The organism is Pseudoxanthomonas sp. UC19_8 (assembly GCF_042700505.1).
Lineage (GTDB): Bacteria > Pseudomonadota > Gammaproteobacteria > Xanthomonadales > Xanthomonadaceae > Pseudoxanthomonas_A > Pseudoxanthomonas_A winnipegensis.
The window spans coordinates 876,996-891,977 of the sequence record NZ_CP170559.1; the positions used below are offsets into that span (position 1 = coordinate 876,996).

Genomic DNA, 14,982 nt, shown 5'->3' on the forward strand with positions numbered 1-14,982 from the left:
GGAAACAGCGCTGGTCCGGGATGGGTCCCGGATGGCGTCAGGTTGAGACGGCGGATTGCCGGCGGATCTGTTGCTCGACCCCGTCCAGGAGCAGGTCGATGCCGTTGCGGAAGCGCGCGTCGAAGTTTGGCTCGGCCAGCACCTCGCGCGCCTCCCAGCAGTGCGGGAAGCGCGCCCTGGCCAGTTCGAAGAACGCCTGCTGCACGCCTTCCAGCGCGTCGGGGTGGGTCGGCAGCGACTGCTCCTCGATCACGAAGCCCATGACGTAGTAGACCGAATCCAGCGCCGTGCTCGCGGCGAACGCCACCGGCGCGCCGGCCTGCATCAGCGCCGCGATGGTCGCATCGCCCACGCGCAGCATGTTCTCGGTGGCCAGGAAGGTGCCCGCGAACACGCGCGCGCCATCGCGATGCGCCTTGAACGCGGTGCGGAACTCGCTTGCGATCTGATGCATCGTGGTCCGCCAGTCCTGTCCTTGTGGGATGTCGCGCGCCACCTCGGCGATCAGCGCATCGGCCAGCGCATCGATCAGCGCCTGCTTGCTCTTGAAGTGCCAATACAGCGACGGCGCACGGATCCCCAGATTGCACGCCAGCTTGCGCAGGCTGATGCCCTCCATGCCCGCCTCGTCGAGCTGGCGAAACGCCGCTTGGAGAATGTGGTCCTGGGTGAGCGGGCTGCGCATGGGCGTGGCGTGGCGTCTAACAGCGTTAGGCTGCGGACTCTAACGGTGTTAGGGCGAGATGGCAAATCCCTTGGATCTGAGGCTGCAGAAGGGAATGGCAGCTATCGTCGAGCGGTTCGCCCAGGCGCGTGTGTGCCAATGTGCGGTGGCGTCAGGGGGGGGCTCAATCCGTGAAGCGATGGGGACCAGCTCGCCAAGGTGGATTTTTATGGTGCTATGAGGGCCAGTGGCGCGTCGTGCCTGCGATAAGGCATTGACCTTCGTGAGCGTTGGTAACTGAGCCAAGCGTGAGGATATTTGCGTCCAAGCCGACCGTACGGCCTAAAGCCACCGGGGGATAGTTTCCGCACAAGAGATTCGAATGAGGACCATCATTGTCGGGACTGCGATGCCGGTTGGTACTGAGCAGGGTTCACCCCCGTTTTCACGGACACTTACGAGAAGGCCGATCAAGGCCATGAGGAGTGTTCATGTCGAAGCGAAGGAAGTTCAGCACCGAGTTCAAGCGCGGTGCGGTTGAGCAGGCCAGCCAGCCGGGCGTCAGCTGTGCCCAGGTGGCCCGGGAGCTGGGGATCCGGGATGCATTGCTGACCCGCTGGAAGCGGGAGGCCCAGAGCCGGGGCCAGGTGGCCTTCGGTGGCACCGGGACGCCCCGGGACGAGGAACTGGCGCGGCTCAAGCGCGAGCTGGCCCGGGTGAAGAAGGAGCGGGATTTTTTGCGAGAAGCGGCGACGTTCTTTGCCAAGGGATCATCCTGAGGTATCAGGTGATCGAACGTTGCCGCGATGAGTTTCCAGTGCGACTGATGTGTCGTTGCCTGCGGGTCTCGGCCAGCGGTTACTACGACTGGAGTAAGCGCTTGCCCAGTGCCCGGGAGCGCGACAACCAGCGCTTGCTCGGCCGGATCCGTGAGTTGCATGAGGACAGCCGGGGCACATTGGGCGCCGGCCGGATGCATGAAGACCTTGCCGAGGAAGGCGAGACGGCGAGCCTGAACCGGGTGGCGCGTCTGATGGCGACCGATGGCCTGCAGGGTTGGCCGCGACCGAAGCGGCGAGGCCAGCGCGGCAAGCCGGCGCTGACGCCGCCGGGTGTGCGCAACCTGCTGGAGCGGGACTTCACCGCGTTGGAGCCGGAGACCAGGTGGGTCACCGACATCACCGAGCTCAAGACCCGGCAAGGCAAGCTGTATCTGTGCATCGTGCTGGACCTGTTTGACCAGCGGGTGGTGGGGTGGTCAATGCATCATCGTCAGGATCGTCAGATGGTGATCAGGGCCGTGCAGATGGCGGTCTGGCAGCGCCAAGGCAGCCATCCACTGATCCTGCACTCCGACCGTGGCAGCCAGTTCCGAAGCGGCGACTACCAGCGTTACCTGGCGGCCAACGGCTTGGTGTGCTCGATGAGCGCGGTGGGCCACTGCGGTGACAACGCCGCGTGCGAAGGCTTCTTCGGCCTGCTCAAGCGCGAGCGGGTCTACCGCATGACCTACCCAACGCTCGATGCCGCGAGGGCGGATGTGTTCGAATACATCGAGCGGTTCCACAACCCGAGGATGCGACGAAGGGTCGCCAGGCAAGACCAGAAGTTCTCAGCCCTTTTACAACCGTCCGTGATTTCGGGGTAGAACCCGCACACCAAAACCGGCACCGAGGGCCTGAATGGCAAGGACATTGTCCTAGGTCAGAAAAAGAGTGACCCACTCTCAATGAAACGCCTTGGTCGTGAGACCAAGGCGCGTTGCTATCAGGAGCCGACTGAGGGCTGCTGCGAAGGCTGGCTCAGTGCCATTTCCGAGAGGCTCAAACCTGGCCCGCGCGAAACTGGATTCTGTTTGGGCAATGCTTTTGCATACGGCACTTCCCATTCGCAGATCATCACGCAGGTGGCTTGCTTTCGGACACACACCGGTGCGGACTCGCCAAATTCACGGACGCAGTCCCGGTACCCTTGGATACATCCATCGCATTTTGGACTTGGAGTGGCCGCTGATGCAGCACCGGCGAAGCCAACCATGGCAGCGGCGGTCATAACAATGGTCCTGAGGAACATTTCACTACTCCTTTAGTTCGCCTCATGGTTGAGGCCATTCAGTTATAGCCTTATTCGCCGCGTCCTTTCGAAGTTGCGACCATCTGACAAGCAGGGTGCAGCCCATGCCAATTCAAGTAGGCCAAGTAGGCCGTAATAAGCATCAAGATGGCTGTAGTGCCAATATGGCGTCCACAACAACACATGTAAGAGGCTGGGCTCCCTTCCCGCCGGCTTGTCCTGGATCTGGGAGCGAGTATGGCCATGCGCCATCTCTTGAAAGAGACGCGTTTGCTCAACTTATCAGCGTAGCGAGCGGCGCTTTGGGCTAAGTCAAGCTCATTGGCTTGATCGAAGCGGGAGTCACCGAGACTCGTGACAATCAGCGCGATCAGAAGTGGCTTTTTCGTGCTGATGTTCGTACAACGACAAAGGCCACCCTCGCGGATGGCCTAAGTAATTGAATCGCTACAACTTTCGCCACCTAGATGGTGGCCGGGGAGGGAATCGAACCCCCGACACAGGGATTTTCAATCCCTTGCTCTACCAACTGAGCTACCCGGCCAGTGCTGCACTTGCGGCCGAGCCGAAGCGAGGCGCGCATGATACGGATGGATTCCCGATCCGGCAAGACGCCTGATCACTGAACGTGTCGCCGCGCGGCCGTGCCGACCCGGCGGGGCCGGGTGCATCATCGCTGTCCCCGACACGGTTCGCCACCGGAGACGCCGCATGCAACGTCCGCGATTCGCCCGCCTGCTCGCCGCCGGCCTGCTGGCCGCCCTCGGCGCGGGCTGCGCCACCACCGGGCTGACCGATGCGCAGGAACTGGCGCTGTACCAGGCCCACGCCGGCGAGCCGGTCAAGAGCTTCACCGTCTTCGGCCAGCTCAACGGCTGGTCGCCGCTGGGCGATGCGGCGCTGGCGGTGTGGGCCCGGCCCAGTGAGGCCTACCTGCTGGAGCTGACCGGGCGCTGCGTCGATCTGGATTCGGCGCCGGCCATCACCGTGACCAGCCAGGGCGGCCGGGTCTACGCGAAGTTCGACGACGTGCTGGTGCTGGGCGGGCTGCAGAACAGCTTCCGCATGCCGTGCCGGATCGCCGAGATCCGGCCGCTGGACGTCAAGGCCCTGCGGCAGGCGCAGAAACAGCTGCGCCAGGCCAACGCGGCCGAACGCCAGGCCGGCACGCCGCCGGCGGGTAACCCATGACCGGCGGCCATCACGGCGCGCTTGCGCGCTCGGCGCTCTGATCGACCCCTGGCATCCGCCACGCAAGAAGGAGATCCGCCATGAGCCGATGGACATCCCTGCCGACGCTGGCGCTTGCGGCCACGCTGCTGTTGGCCGGCTGCGCCACCACCGGGCTGAGCGACAGCCAGCGCCTGGCGCTGTACCGCGCCCACGCCGGCGCGCCGCAGAAGGACCTGAGCAATGCGGACCGCCTGATCGGCTGGACCGCGCTGGGGGATGAGGCCGTGGCGGTCTGGACCCGCCCCAACGAGGCCTATCTGCTGGATCTGGGCAACAGCTGCAACGGGCTGAACAACGCGACCACGATCCTGATCAGCAACCTGCTTGGGCAGGTGTCGGCGGGCATGGATCGGGTGACGGTCATCGACCGCCCGGCCGGCTTTCACGTCAGCTGCCGGATCCAAAGCATCCGCAGGCTCGACACCTAGGCCATCCGCGCCTCGGAACAGGCGCTGCGCGAGGCGAGGCTGGCCGAACGCGAGGCCGCCGACGCCGGCAGCTGAGGCTCAGGCCTGCGGGTCTGGCGCGACGTAGCCGGCGGGCTTTTCCGCGTCGCCGCCAAAAAGGAACTTGCGCAGCTCGGCTTCCAGGAAGGCGCGGTCCTTGGGCGTGCGCGGCGAGAGGCGGTTCTCGTTGATCAGCATGGTCTGGTGCGCCAGCCACGCCGCCCAGCCGGCCTTGCCGATATGGGCGAACACCTGCTGTCCCAGCTCGCCCGGATAGGGTACGAAGTCCAGGCCTTCGGCGTCTTTCTTCTCGTACTGGCAGAACACGGTGCGGGGCATGTCAGGCATCCAGGAGTTTGCGGATGGGCGCAGGCAGGCCCAGCGTGGTCAGTTCGGCCGGGGCGACCCAGCGCAGGTCCGCATTGTCGCCCACCGCATCGCGCGGCGACAGGCGCGCCCAGCGCAGCGGCTGCATGTGCAGGCGGTAATGGGTGAAGGTGTGCGGAGTGTCGGGCAGTTCGTCGGCGGCGTCGAAGTCGCCGGCCAGGTGCGCGTCGAACCAGGCGCGCGCGGCGTTGGTGTTGTCGGCCTGCGGCAGCGACCACAGGCCGGACCAGATGCCCACCGGTGGCCTGCGCTGCAGCAGCACACGGCCCTGCGCGTCGAAGGCCATCAGCATCACCGCGCTGCGCTCGGGCAGCGGCTTGCCGGGCTTGGGCGTGGGCAGGGCCTCGGTGAGGCCGTCGCGGAAGGCGACGCACTGCGGCGAGACCGGGCACAGCAGGCATTCCGGATTGGCGCGCGTGCACAGCGTGGCGCCGAAGTCCATCTGCGCCTGGGTGTAATCGGCCAGCCGACCCTGCGGCACGTGCTGGACGTGTTCGACCGCCAGCGCCCACAACTGCTTCTCGATGGCCGGCAGGCCCGGCCAGCCGGCGATGCCGTGCACGCGCGACAGCACGCGCTTGACGTTGCCGTCCATGATGGCGAAGCGGTCGTTCCAGGCCTGGCTGAGGATGGCGCCGGCGGTGCTGCGGCCGATGCCGGGCAGGGCATGCAAGGCCTCGAAGTCGCGCGGCAGCTCGCCATCGTGAAGTTCGACACAGCGCTTTGCGGCGGCATGCAGGTTGCGGGCGCGGGCGTAGTAGCCAAGTCCCGCCCACTGCGCCATCACCTCGTCCGAGCTTGCGGCGGCCAGGTCCGGCAGCGTGGGAAACGCCTGCAGGAAGCGCTCGAAGTACGGAATGACCACGCGCACCTGGGTCTGCTGCAGCATGATCTCCGACAGCCACACGCGGTACGGCGTGCGCGGATGCTGCCAGGGCAGATCGTGGCGGCCGTGCTGGTCGAACCAGGTCAGGAGCGGAGTGGCGAAGGTGTCGATGGGCTGGCTCATGCTGGCGCTCAGCGGCGGTTTGTAGAGCCGAGCTTGCTCGGCTGGGGTTCTACCGGACAGCCCCAGCCGAGCGAGCTCGGCTCTACAAGTGCACTGCGATTAGGCGGCGCTGCCCAGGGCTTCGGGGAGCAGGGCGTCGACGAAGGCTTCGGCGTCGAAGACGCGCAGGTCCTCCGGGCGTTCGCCGATGCCGGCGTAGCGGATCGGAATGTTGAACTCGCGGGCGAGGGCGAACACCACGCCGCCCTTGGCGGTGCCGTCGAGCTTGGTCACCACCAGGCCGGTCACGCCCACGGCCGCATGGAACTGGCGCAGCTGCGAGAGCGCGTTCTGGCCGGTGGTGCCGTCGATCACCATCAGCACCTCGTGCGGCGCGCTGGCATCGACCTTGCCGAGCACGCGGCGGATCTTGCCCAACTCGTTCATCAGGCCGGTCTGGGTGTGCAGACGGCCGGCGGTGTCGGCGATCAGCACCTGGGTGCCGCGCGCCTTGCCGGCCTGCAGCGCGTCGAAAGCGACCGAGGCCGCATCCGCGTTCTGGCCCTGGGCCACGACCGTCACGCCGTTGCGCTCGCCCCAGGCCTGCAGCTGGGCCACGGCGGCGGCGCGGAAGGTGTCGCCGGCGGCCAGCATCAGGCTGAAGCCGTCGTCCTTGAAGCGCTTGGCCAGCTTGCCGATGGTGGTGGTCTTGCCGACGCCGTTGACGCCCACGGTCAGCACCACGAAGGGCTTGGCGTCGCGGTCGATCGCCAGCGGCACGGCGACCGGCCGGAGGATGGCGATCAGCTCGGCGCGCAGGGCGGCCAGCAGCGCGTTGGCATCGGCGAACTCGCGCGCCTTCATGCGCTTGCGCAGGGACTCGACCAAGGCCGTGGTGGCGGTCACGCCGACGTCGGCGGTGATCAGCGCGGTCTCGATCTCGTCGAGCAGGTCGTCGTCGAGCTTGGGGTTGCGCGAGAACAGGCCGCCGAAGCTGCGCGCGAAGGCGCTGCCACGCAGGCGTTCGCGCCAGCCGGTCTTGCCGGGGGCGGCGGCGGGCTTGTCGATGGAGGTGGGGCGGGGCGCGGTGTCGGGCGCGGGAACCGGCGCTTCGACGGGCGGCGGCGCGATCGGTGCAGCAGGTGTGGGAGCCGGCGCGGGCGGGGCGGCGACCGCGACGGGCGCGTCGGCCACCGGTGCGGCGGGAACCGGCGTATCGATCAGCTGCCGTGGCGATGGGCCGGGCACGACGACGTCGGGCTGGGCCGGCGCGACGGGCGCGAAGCGCTGGGGCTCGGGCGTGACCGGTGCGGGCGTGGGCTCGGCGGCCTGCAGGGTGTCGGCGACTTCGCGCGCCTGTTCGAGCGCGGCGGCCGCGTCGGCGGCATCGGAGGTGACCGGACGCGCCTCGGGGAAGGCGGCGGCCAGCTCTTCCACGCTGTAGCGGCGGGTGCTGCCGTCCTGGGCGGACGCTGCGTCCTGCGGCTTCTTGCGGCGGAAGAAACTGACCATGTGCAGCCTTCGCAATGCGAAAAATGAGGGCGCAGATGCTAACACCGGGGTCTGGAAGGCCTGGTGTGCGGGCTGCGACGGGATGCAATGAAGGTGGGGAATGCCGCGGGCTGGCCGTACCCTCACCCCAACCCCTCTCCCGGAGGGAGAGGGGTTGGGGTGGGTCAGCGGGACAGGTCGAGCAGAAGCTTGTTGAGGCGGCGCACGTAGCCGGCCGGGTCCTTGAGGCTGTCGCCCGCGGCCAGCGCGGCCTGATCGAACAGCACGCGGCTCAGGTCGCCGAAGCGTTCCTCGTCGCTTTCCGCATCCAGGCGCTCGATCAGGGGATGGGCCGGGTTGAACTCGAACACCGGCTTGCCCTCGGGCACCTTCTGCCCGCTGGCTTCCAGGATCTGGCGCATCTGCAGGCCCAAGTCGCCCTCGCCGATGGCCAGGATCGCCGGCGAATCGGTCAGGCGATGCGACACGCGCACCTCGGACACGTCCTCGCCCAGCGCCTGCTTCAGGCGCGCGACCAGCTGCTCCTTGTCCTTGGCGATCTGCTCCTGCGCCTTCTTGTCCTCCTCGGACTCCAGCGCGCCCAGGTCCAGGTCGCCGCGGGCGACATCGACGAAGGACTTGCCGTCGAACTCGGTCAGGTAGCTCATCAGCCACTCGTCGATGCGGTCGGTCAGCAGCAGCACCTCAATGCCCTTCTTGCGGAACACCTCCAGGTGCGGGCTGTCCTTGACCGCGGCGAAGCTCTCGCCAGTCAGGTAGTACAGCTTGTCCTGGCCTTCGACCATGCGCGCCACGTAGTCGGCCAGCGCCACGTCCTGCGCGTCGGTGCCGGACTTGGTCGAGGCGAAGCGCAGCAGGCCGGCGATCTTCTCGCGGTTGGCGTAGTCCTCAGACGGACCCTCTTTGAGGACCTGGCCGAACTCCTTCCAGAACCTGGCGTAGTCCTCGGGCTTGTCCTTGGCCAGCTTCTCCAGCATGTCCAGCGCGCGCTTGGTCAGGGCCGACTTCATCGAGTCGATCACCGGGCCCTTCTGCAGGATCTCGCGCGAGACGTTGAGCGGCAGGTCGGAGGAATCCACCACGCCCTTGATGAAGCGCAGATACAGCGGCAGGAACTGGTCGGCCTGGTCCATGATGTAGACGCGCTGCACGTACAGCTTCAGGCCCTTGGCCGCGTCGCGGTGGTACAGGTCATACGGCGCGCGCGAGGGCGTGTACAGCAGCGAGGTGTACTCGAGCTTGCCCTCGACCTTGTTGTGGCTCCAGGCCAGCGCGTCGGCGTGGTCGTGGGCGATGTGCTTGTAGAACTCCTGGTACTCGGCGTCGGTCACCTCCGACTTGGGTCGGGTCCACAGCGCGCTGGCGCGGTTGACCGCTTCCCACTCGGGCGCGGCCGGGGCCTCGCCTTCGGCCGGGGCGGGCTGCTCCTTGAGCAGTTCGACCGGCAGGGCGATGTGGTCGGAGTACTTCTTGACGATGCCGCGCAGGCGCCAGCCGTCGGCGAAGCCTTCCTCGCCCTCCTTCAGGTGCAGCACGATGGTGGTGCCGCGCTGCGGCTTGTCGATCGTGGCGACCTCGAAGTCGCCCTCGCCCCTGGACGACCAGTGCACGCCCTCGCTGGCCGGCAGGCCGGCGCGGCGGCTGTAGACGTCGACCTGGTCGGCCACGATGAAGGCCGAATAGAAGCCCACGCCGAACTGGCCGATCAGGTTGGCGTCCTTCTTCTGGTCGCCGGAGAGGTTCTTGAGGAAGTCGGCCGTGCCGGACTTGGCGATGGTGCCCAGGTGCGCGATGGCCTCCTCGCGGCTCATGCCGATGCCGTTGTCCTCGATGTTGACCGTGCGCGCGTCCTTGTCGAAGGAGATGCGGATGCGCAGGTCGCTGCCGTCGCCTTCCAGCAGGGAGGCGTCGGTCAGCGCCTCGAAGCGCAGCTTGTCGGCCGCGTCGGCGGCGTTGGAGACCAGCTCGCGCAGGAAGATCTCCTTGTTGGAGTACAGCGAGTGGATCATCAGCTGCAGCAGCTGCTTGACCTCGGTCTGGAAGCCGCGGGTTTCCTTGTGGGTCTCCGGATGGGTGTCGGTGGTCATGGGTCGTCTTGCTCCGTGGTGGGACCGGCCTGATCGGCCGCCGATGGCTTCTTCGGGTGTGGGCGCAGGGGAGTATTTCAAGGCGGGCAGGCGATTGACGGCCCGGCTTTTGTGGGAGCCGCCATGGCGGCGATGGGGCTTTACCGGTAGAGCCCATCGCCGCCATGGCGGCTCTTACAGAAGCAAGGCCAGTGGGCGAAATTGCGCTCCGGCCCCGGTTTCCCCATCATCGCCAGCCCCGTCGTCCGCGCCGTGCCATGTCCCGACCGCCCCCTCCCTCGTCCCGCAACGCCGGCGCCGGCCAGGTGCGCATCGTCGGCGGGCGCTGGCGCAACACGCGCCTGGCGGTGCCGGACGTGGCCGGCCTGCGGCCCAGCAGCGACCGGGTGCGCGAGACCCTGTTCAACTGGCTGACCGGCCAGCTGGCCGGGGCGCGGGTGCTGGACCTGTTCGCCGGCACCGGCGCGCTGGGGCTGGAGGCGCTCTCGCGCGGGGCGGCCGGCGCGGTGCTGGTCGAACGCGACCCGGCCGCGGCCCGCCAGCTGGCGCAGACGGTGACAAGACTGCAAGCCGACCACATCGCCCAGGTGGTGCAGGGCGACGCGCTGGCCTGGCTGGAGGGGCAGCCGGATGGCGGCTTCCAGATCGCCTTCCTCGACCCGCCGTTCGCCGACGGGCTGCATGCGCGCGTGCTGGAACGCCTGCCGCGGCTGCTCGCGCCCGGCGCCTGGCTGTACCTGGAGGCCCCGCTCGAGCAGGCGCCGGCGCTGCCGCCCGGCTTTGTCCTGCACCGCGAGGGCCAGACCCGCCAGGTGCGCTATGCGCTGGCGCGTGCGCCGGGCTGAAAGGAGCGCTGCTACACTCGGCCCGCGAATTTCCACGGGTTTTGCAGCATGAGCGTGTCGCCCATCCGGACGGCGGTCTATCCGGGCACCTTCGATCCGATCACCAACGGTCACATCGACCTGATCGACCGCGCCGCGCCGCTGTTCGAGCGCCTGGTCATCGGCGTGGCCGCCAGCCAGAAGAAAGGGCCGGCGCTGCCGCTGGAGCAGCGCGTGGAACTGGCGCGCGCCGCCACGGCCCATCACCGGCACGTGGAGGTGATCGGCTTCGACAGCCTGCTGGCCGATTTCGTCGCCCAGGTCGGCGGCCGGGTGCTGCTGCGCGGGCTGCGCGCGGTGTCCGACTTCGAGTACGAGTTCCAGATGGCCAGCATGAACCGGCATCTGATTCCCGACGTGGAAACGCTGTTCATGACTCCGGCCGAGCAATACGGCTTCATTTCCTCGACCCTGGTGCGCGAAGTGGCGCGCCTGGGCGGCGACGTGTCCGGCTTCGTGCCGGCCTCGGTCGCCAAGGCGCTGCAGGACGTGCGCCGCGCTTCGCTTTCCCCCGCCCCTTGAACCGAACGATCCAACCGGAGACTGCACCATGAAGTCCACCAACCGCCTGCTCCTGGCCGCCTGCCTGGGCATGAGCCTGACCCTGGCCGCGTGCAAGAAGGAAGACGCGCCCGCGCAGCCGGCCGAAGCCGCCGCGATGACCGCGCCGACCACCAGCGACGATGCCGCGTGGAAGAAGTACCTGCAGGACGTCGTGCCGCGCAACATGGGCAACATCTCCAACCCGCCGATCATGTACTACCTGCCGGCCGAGACCGACCCGGACTTCCAGGGCAAGTACGACCGCCTGGCCGAGCAGGTCAGCAACGCCGCCCAGCGCGGCGTGACCTCCGGCAACATGGTGGCCTTCGGCTCGCCGGTCAGCGCCAAGATGGCCGACCTGATCGTGGCCGCCTTCGGCAAGGCCTCGGCCGGCTCGTTCAAGGGCGCGCGCGTGCTGTTCGTCGGCGCCGCGGCCGACAACGACCGCGTCAAGGCGGCGGTGGCGCCGTCCGGCGCGGATTACGTGTTCGTCGAAGCCAAGTGACCTCATGGCGCGGCCGTGCGTAGCACGGCCGCCTTTGCCATGACCGGAGGAGGCACGCCTCCTCCATCCCCGCGCACGCGGGGATCCAGCTTTTGCTGTTGTGGTTGCTTTGCATGCCTGCGGCTAAGGCAACCCGCGGCCTGATCCAACCCCCTCCCGGCCTCCCCCTGCTTCGCAAGGGGAGGGGCGCAGCACCAGCGTGTCGTCAGCGGGACGGTGCACTGCGGTCCGCGGCGCGGCCTGGGGGCGGACCTGGGCGATAATGCGGGTTCCCCATCGCTGCGTGCCCGCCGCGCCCCATCGCCTTCCATGTCGCTGAAGATCAACTCCCTGTGCGTCAACTGCGACGTCTGCGAGCCGGCCTGTCCCAATCAGGCCATCGCGATGGGCGAGGAGATCTATGTCATCGACCCGGCGCGCTGCACCGAATGCGTGGGTCATTTCGACGAGCCGCAGTGCGTGGTCGTGTGCCCGGTGGAGTGCATCGATCCCGACCCGGCGTATCCTGAAAGCCGGGAGGACCTGCTGGCCAAGCTCCAGCGCCTGCAGGGTGAATGATCCGATTCCTCAACCCTTTGGAGAGCGCGTGAAACGTTCGAGCCTGTTCGCCGTCGCCCTGACGGTCCTCTTGCCGGTCGCTGCCAGCGCGCAGCAGGCCACCCATCCTCCCGGCGCGGCGATCGCCTCGGGCCACAAGCTGGCCACCGAGGCCGGACTGGAGATCATCCGCCAGGGCGGCAATGCCTTCGATGCGGCGGTGGCGGTGTCCTCCACGCTGGGCGTGGTCGAGCCGATCAGCTCGGGGCTGGGCGGCGGCGGCTTTTTCCTGCTGCACGATGCGGCCACCGGCAAGGACACGATGATCGACGCGCGCGAGACCGCGCCCGAGTCGGCCTCGCCGGACAAGTACCTGGACAAGGACGGCAAGCTCGACCAGTCCAAGTCGATCAACGGCCCCTGGTCGGCCGGCATCCCCGGCCTGCCGGCGGCGCTGGTGGAACTGGCCGAGAAGCACGGCAAGCTGCCGCTCAAGCAGTCGCTGGCGCCGGCCATCCGCATCGCCACCGAGGGCTTCCCGGTCTATGACCGCATGGCCCGCGGCTATGCCCAGCGCGCCAAGGAGATGGAGAAGTACCCAGGCACGCGCGAGGTCTATCTGCGCGGCGGCAAGCCGATCCAGACCGGTGAGATCTTCAAGCAGCCCGAACTGGCCCACACCCTGACCCTGCTGGCCGAGAAGGGCCGCGACGGGTTCTACAAGGGCGAGACGGCCAAGAAGCTGCTGGCCGGGGTCAAGGCCGCCGGCGGCCAGTGGACGGCGCAGGAGCTGGCCGGCTACCAGGTCAAGACGCGCGCGCCGATCCAGTTCGACTACAAGGGCTGGAAGATCACCACCGTGCCGCCGCCGTCCTCCGGCGGCATCGCGCTGGCCGAGATGCTGCAGATCGTCGAGGGCTACGACCTCAAGGCGATGGACCCGGCCCACCGCGCCCACCTGGTGGTCGAGGCCATGCGCCGCGCCTACCGCGACCGCACCTTCTTCCTGGGCGATCCGGACTTCACCACCATTCCGCAGAAGGTCCTGCTGAGCAAGGACTACGCGCTGGGGCTGCGTTCGACCATCAACCCGGACAAGGCCACGCCCAGCGACCTGCTCTCGGGCAACCCGACGCCGCTGGAAGACGACGAGACCACGCACTTCTCGATCATCGACGCTCAGGGCAACCGCGTCGGCGCGACCCAGACGGTCAACCTGCTGTACGGCTCGGGCCTGATTCCCAAGGGCACCGGCGTGCTGCTCAACGACGAGATGGACGACTTCGCGCTCAAGCCCGGCACGCCCAACGCCTTCGGCGTGATGGGCTACGAGGCCAATGCGCCCAAGCCGGGCAAGCGCCCGCTGAGCTCGATGACGCCCACCTTCATGGAGAACGCCGACAAGACCATCGTGCTGGGCACGCCGGGCGGCAGCCGCATCATCACCATGGTGCTGCTGGGCATCCTGGGCTACGACGATGGGCTGAGCGCGCAGCAGGCCGCCGCGCTGCCGCGTTACCACCACCAGTGGCTGCCGGACGTCATCGACGCCGAGACCGGCACCTTCTCGCCGGAGACGATCAAGGCGCTGGAGGCGATGGGCCACAAGGTCGAACAGCCCGGCGACGAGGCCGCCGGCGGTCGCGGCTCCAGCCACGTCTGGGGCAACCTACAGACGGTGGAATGGGATCGCAAGACCAACACCCTCAGCGGCGGCAGCGACCCGCGCAATCCGGTCGGCGCCGCGGAGATTTTGACCACGACGACGCCCTGAAGATCGGCAACGTCGTGCGATGAGGAAGGCGACGCGGCTGCGTCGCCTTCTTCGCTTCCGGCGCGCAAGGCGCCGCGCAACACAGCCTTCGGGAGGAGGCAGGCATGAAACTCTGGTCGATCCTGGGCAATTCGCAGAAGCTCGACGGCGGGGCGATGTTCGGCAACGCGCCGCGCGCGCTGTGGGCGCGCTGGGTGGAGCCCGATGCGGGCAATCGCATCGCCCTGGCCTGCCGCGCGCTGCTGGTCGAGGGCCTCGATGGCAGGACGGTGCTGTTCGAGACCGGCATCGGCGCGTTCTTCGAGCCGAAACTGCGCGAGCGCTACGGCGTGGTCGAGTCGGAGCATGTGCTGCTCGACTCCCTGGCGCGCGCAGGCTTCTCGCACGAGGACATCGATGTGGTGGTGCTGAGCCACCTGCACTTCGACCATGCCGGCGGCCTGCTGGCGCCATGGCAGGAAGGCCAGGCGCCGGCGCTGCTGTTTCCCAAGGCGACCTTCGTGGTCGGTGCGACGCACTGGCAGCGGGCGCGGGCGCCGCATCCGCGCGACCGGGCCAGTTTCATCCCCGAGCTGCCCGGGCTGCTGGAGGCCAGCGGCCGGCTGGAGCTGGTGGAGGGCCCGCATGCGCGGGCGCTGGGCGAGACAGTGCGCTTCACCTTCAGCGACGGCCACACGCCGGGGCTGATGCTGTCGGAGATCGTCGGACCGCAGCGCGACGCGCAGGGGCAGGCGCACGGCGGGGTGGCGTTCTGCGCCGACCTGATCCCGGGGCGCTTCTGGGTGCACGTGCCGATCACCATGGGCTACGACCGCCACGCCGAACTGCTGATCGACGAGAAGCGCGCCTTCCTGGACGATGCGCTGGCGCGCGGGGTGCGGCTGTTCTTCACCCACGACACCGACTGCGCCCTGGCCCAGGTCACCCGCGACGCGCAGGGCCGCTTCGGTACGACGCACGAGGTGGCCGAGCTCCACGCCAGGCCGCTGGCGGCCTGAGCCGCCAGTGGGCCCTCCCGGTGGGAGCCCCAGCTGCATGGATGGGAGTTGTTTGGCCCCCCCCTGTAGAGCGGAGCTTGCTCCGCTGGGGCCTTCCCCACGAACCGAACGAAGAGCAGCGGAGCAAGCTCCGCTCTACAAGCGGGGCTGGAGCCTTCCCCACGAGCCGAACGAAGAGCAGCGGAGCAAGCTCCGCTCTACAAGCGGGGCTGGGGCCTTCCCCACGAGCCGAACGAAGAGCAGCGGAGCAAGCTCCGCTCTACAGGCGGGGCTGGGGCCTTCCCCACGAGCCGAACGAAGAGCAGCGGAGTCCCCAAGAGGTGATTGCCACAAGCTGCGCTCTACAGGCGG

At 68.1% G+C, this 14,982-nt stretch carries 13 protein-coding genes, 1 tRNA gene and 1 pseudogene; 9 read left to right on the top strand and 6 right to left on the bottom strand.

Annotation, left to right across the window (positions count from 1 at the left end; all coding sequences use genetic code 11):
- Window positions 1-37: 37 nt before the first annotated feature.
- On the bottom strand, window positions 38-685 hold the full coding sequence (locus tag ACFJIT_RS03740; RefSeq protein ID WP_379655084.1) for a TetR/AcrR family transcriptional regulator C-terminal domain-containing protein: 648 nt from the start codon (window positions 683-685) through the stop codon (window positions 38-40).
- Window positions 686-1,155: 470 nt separating this feature from the next.
- On the opposite strand from ACFJIT_RS03740, the gene ACFJIT_RS03745 reads away from it, so the two are divergent.
- A protein-coding gene (locus ACFJIT_RS03745; protein ID WP_087944427.1) for an IS3-like element ISStma5 family transposase occupies window positions 1,156-2,312 on the top strand; the annotation gives its coding sequence in 2 pieces (ribosomal slippage) (window positions 1,156-1,396 and window positions 1,396-2,312; 1,158 coding nt in all).
- 893 nt (window positions 2,313-3,205) lie between these two features.
- Here ACFJIT_RS03745 and ACFJIT_RS03750 read toward each other — a convergent pair.
- A tRNA-Phe gene (locus ACFJIT_RS03750) sits at window positions 3,206-3,281 on the bottom strand.
- Window positions 3,282-3,448: 167 nt separating this feature from the next.
- Between ACFJIT_RS03750 and ACFJIT_RS03755 the strand changes: the two genes are divergently transcribed.
- Together ACFJIT_RS03755 and ACFJIT_RS03760 are read left to right on the top strand one after the other, a co-directional pair.
- Entirely contained in the window at window positions 3,449-3,928 is a 480-nt protein-coding gene (locus tag ACFJIT_RS03755) for a DUF6491 family protein (RefSeq protein ID WP_379655085.1), read from the top strand.
- Between the two features lie 80 nt (window positions 3,929-4,008).
- Window positions 4,009-4,473, top strand: a pseudogene (locus ACFJIT_RS03760) (DUF6491 family protein).
- A 3-nt stretch (window positions 4,474-4,476) separates the two neighbouring features.
- On the opposite strand, the gene ACFJIT_RS03765 reads toward ACFJIT_RS03760, so the two are convergent.
- The 4 genes from ACFJIT_RS03765 to htpG form a co-directional block, all read right to left on the bottom strand.
- Window positions 4,477-4,755 carry an oxidative damage protection protein gene (locus ACFJIT_RS03765; protein ID WP_130521168.1) on the bottom strand — a complete coding sequence of 93 codons (279 nt, stop codon included), beginning with the start codon at window positions 4,753-4,755 and terminating at the stop codon, window positions 4,477-4,479.
- A 1-nt stretch (window position 4,756) separates the two neighbouring features.
- A complete protein-coding gene (gene mutY / locus ACFJIT_RS03770; protein WP_379655086.1) occupies window positions 4,757-5,812 on the bottom strand; it encodes an A/G-specific adenine glycosylase in 1,056 nt (351 codons plus the stop codon).
- A gap of 99 nt (window positions 5,813-5,911) precedes the next feature.
- Window positions 5,912-7,303 carry a signal recognition particle-docking protein FtsY gene (gene ftsY / locus ACFJIT_RS03775; RefSeq protein WP_379655087.1) on the bottom strand — a complete coding sequence of 464 codons (1,392 nt, stop codon included), beginning with the start codon at window positions 7,301-7,303 and terminating at the stop codon, window positions 5,912-5,914.
- A 164-nt stretch (window positions 7,304-7,467) separates the two neighbouring features.
- The gene (gene htpG / locus ACFJIT_RS03780) at window positions 7,468-9,390 is read right to left on the bottom strand and encodes a molecular chaperone HtpG (protein WP_379655088.1); all 1,923 of its coding nucleotides are present in this window, start codon (window positions 9,388-9,390) and stop codon (window positions 7,468-7,470) included.
- 257 nt (window positions 9,391-9,647) lie between these two features.
- On the opposite strand from htpG, the gene rsmD reads away from it, so the two are divergent.
- From rsmD to ACFJIT_RS03810, 6 genes are all read left to right on the top strand, one after another.
- Window positions 9,648-10,235, top strand: coding sequence for a 16S rRNA (guanine(966)-N(2))-methyltransferase RsmD (gene rsmD / locus ACFJIT_RS03785; protein ID WP_379655089.1), 588 nt, complete (start codon window positions 9,648-9,650; stop codon window positions 10,233-10,235).
- Window positions 10,236-10,283: 48 nt separating this feature from the next.
- Window positions 10,284-10,796, top strand: a complete 513-nt coding sequence (gene coaD / locus ACFJIT_RS03790) for a pantetheine-phosphate adenylyltransferase (protein WP_379655090.1) — start codon at window positions 10,284-10,286, stop codon at window positions 10,794-10,796.
- Window positions 10,797-10,824: 28 nt separating this feature from the next.
- Window positions 10,825-11,322: a hypothetical protein gene (locus ACFJIT_RS03795; RefSeq protein WP_379655091.1), complete on the top strand. Its 498-nt coding sequence runs from the start codon at window positions 10,825-10,827 to the stop codon at window positions 11,320-11,322.
- 309 nt (window positions 11,323-11,631) lie between these two features.
- Entirely contained in the window at window positions 11,632-11,880 is a 249-nt protein-coding gene (locus ACFJIT_RS03800) for a YfhL family 4Fe-4S dicluster ferredoxin (RefSeq protein ID WP_130521133.1), read from the top strand.
- 43 nt (window positions 11,881-11,923) lie between these two features.
- Window positions 11,924-13,633, top strand: a complete 1,710-nt coding sequence (ggt, locus tag ACFJIT_RS03805) for a gamma-glutamyltransferase (protein ID WP_379655706.1) — start codon at window positions 11,924-11,926, stop codon at window positions 13,631-13,633.
- A 104-nt stretch (window positions 13,634-13,737) separates the two neighbouring features.
- On the top strand, window positions 13,738-14,631 hold the full coding sequence (locus tag ACFJIT_RS03810) for an MBL fold metallo-hydrolase (protein ID WP_379655092.1): 894 nt from the start codon (window positions 13,738-13,740) through the stop codon (window positions 14,629-14,631).
- The last annotated feature ends 351 nt before the right edge of the window (window positions 14,632-14,982 follow it).

Excerpts from the sequence above, each read along its gene's own strand:
- ftsY (WP_379655087.1), bottom strand. The coding sequence starts at position 7,303 with ATGGTCAGTTTCTTCCGCCGCAAGAAGCCGCAGGACGCAGCGTCCGCC.
- ACFJIT_RS03795 (WP_379655091.1), top strand. The coding sequence starts at position 10,825 with ATGAAGTCCACCAACCGCCTGCTCCTGGCCGCCTGCCTGGGCATGAGC.
- ACFJIT_RS03740 (WP_379655084.1), bottom strand. The coding sequence starts at position 685 with ATGCGCAGCCCGCTCACCCAGGACCACATTCTCCAAGCGGCGTTTCGC.
- rsmD (WP_379655089.1), top strand. The coding sequence starts at position 9,648 with ATGTCCCGACCGCCCCCTCCCTCGTCCCGCAACGCCGGCGCCGGCCAG.
- ACFJIT_RS03755 (WP_379655085.1), top strand. The coding sequence starts at position 3,449 with ATGCAACGTCCGCGATTCGCCCGCCTGCTCGCCGCCGGCCTGCTGGCC.
- ACFJIT_RS03800 (WP_130521133.1), top strand. The coding sequence starts at position 11,632 with ATGTCGCTGAAGATCAACTCCCTGTGCGTCAACTGCGACGTCTGCGAG.
- ACFJIT_RS03810 (WP_379655092.1), top strand. The coding sequence starts at position 13,738 with ATGAAACTCTGGTCGATCCTGGGCAATTCGCAGAAGCTCGACGGCGGG.
- ACFJIT_RS03765 (WP_130521168.1), bottom strand. The coding sequence starts at position 4,755 with ATGCCCCGCACCGTGTTCTGCCAGTACGAGAAGAAAGACGCCGAAGGC.
- mutY (WP_379655086.1), bottom strand. The coding sequence starts at position 5,812 with ATGAGCCAGCCCATCGACACCTTCGCCACTCCGCTCCTGACCTGGTTC.
- htpG (WP_379655088.1), bottom strand. The coding sequence starts at position 9,390 with ATGACCACCGACACCCATCCGGAGACCCACAAGGAAACCCGCGGCTTC.
- coaD (WP_379655090.1), top strand. The coding sequence starts at position 10,284 with ATGAGCGTGTCGCCCATCCGGACGGCGGTCTATCCGGGCACCTTCGAT.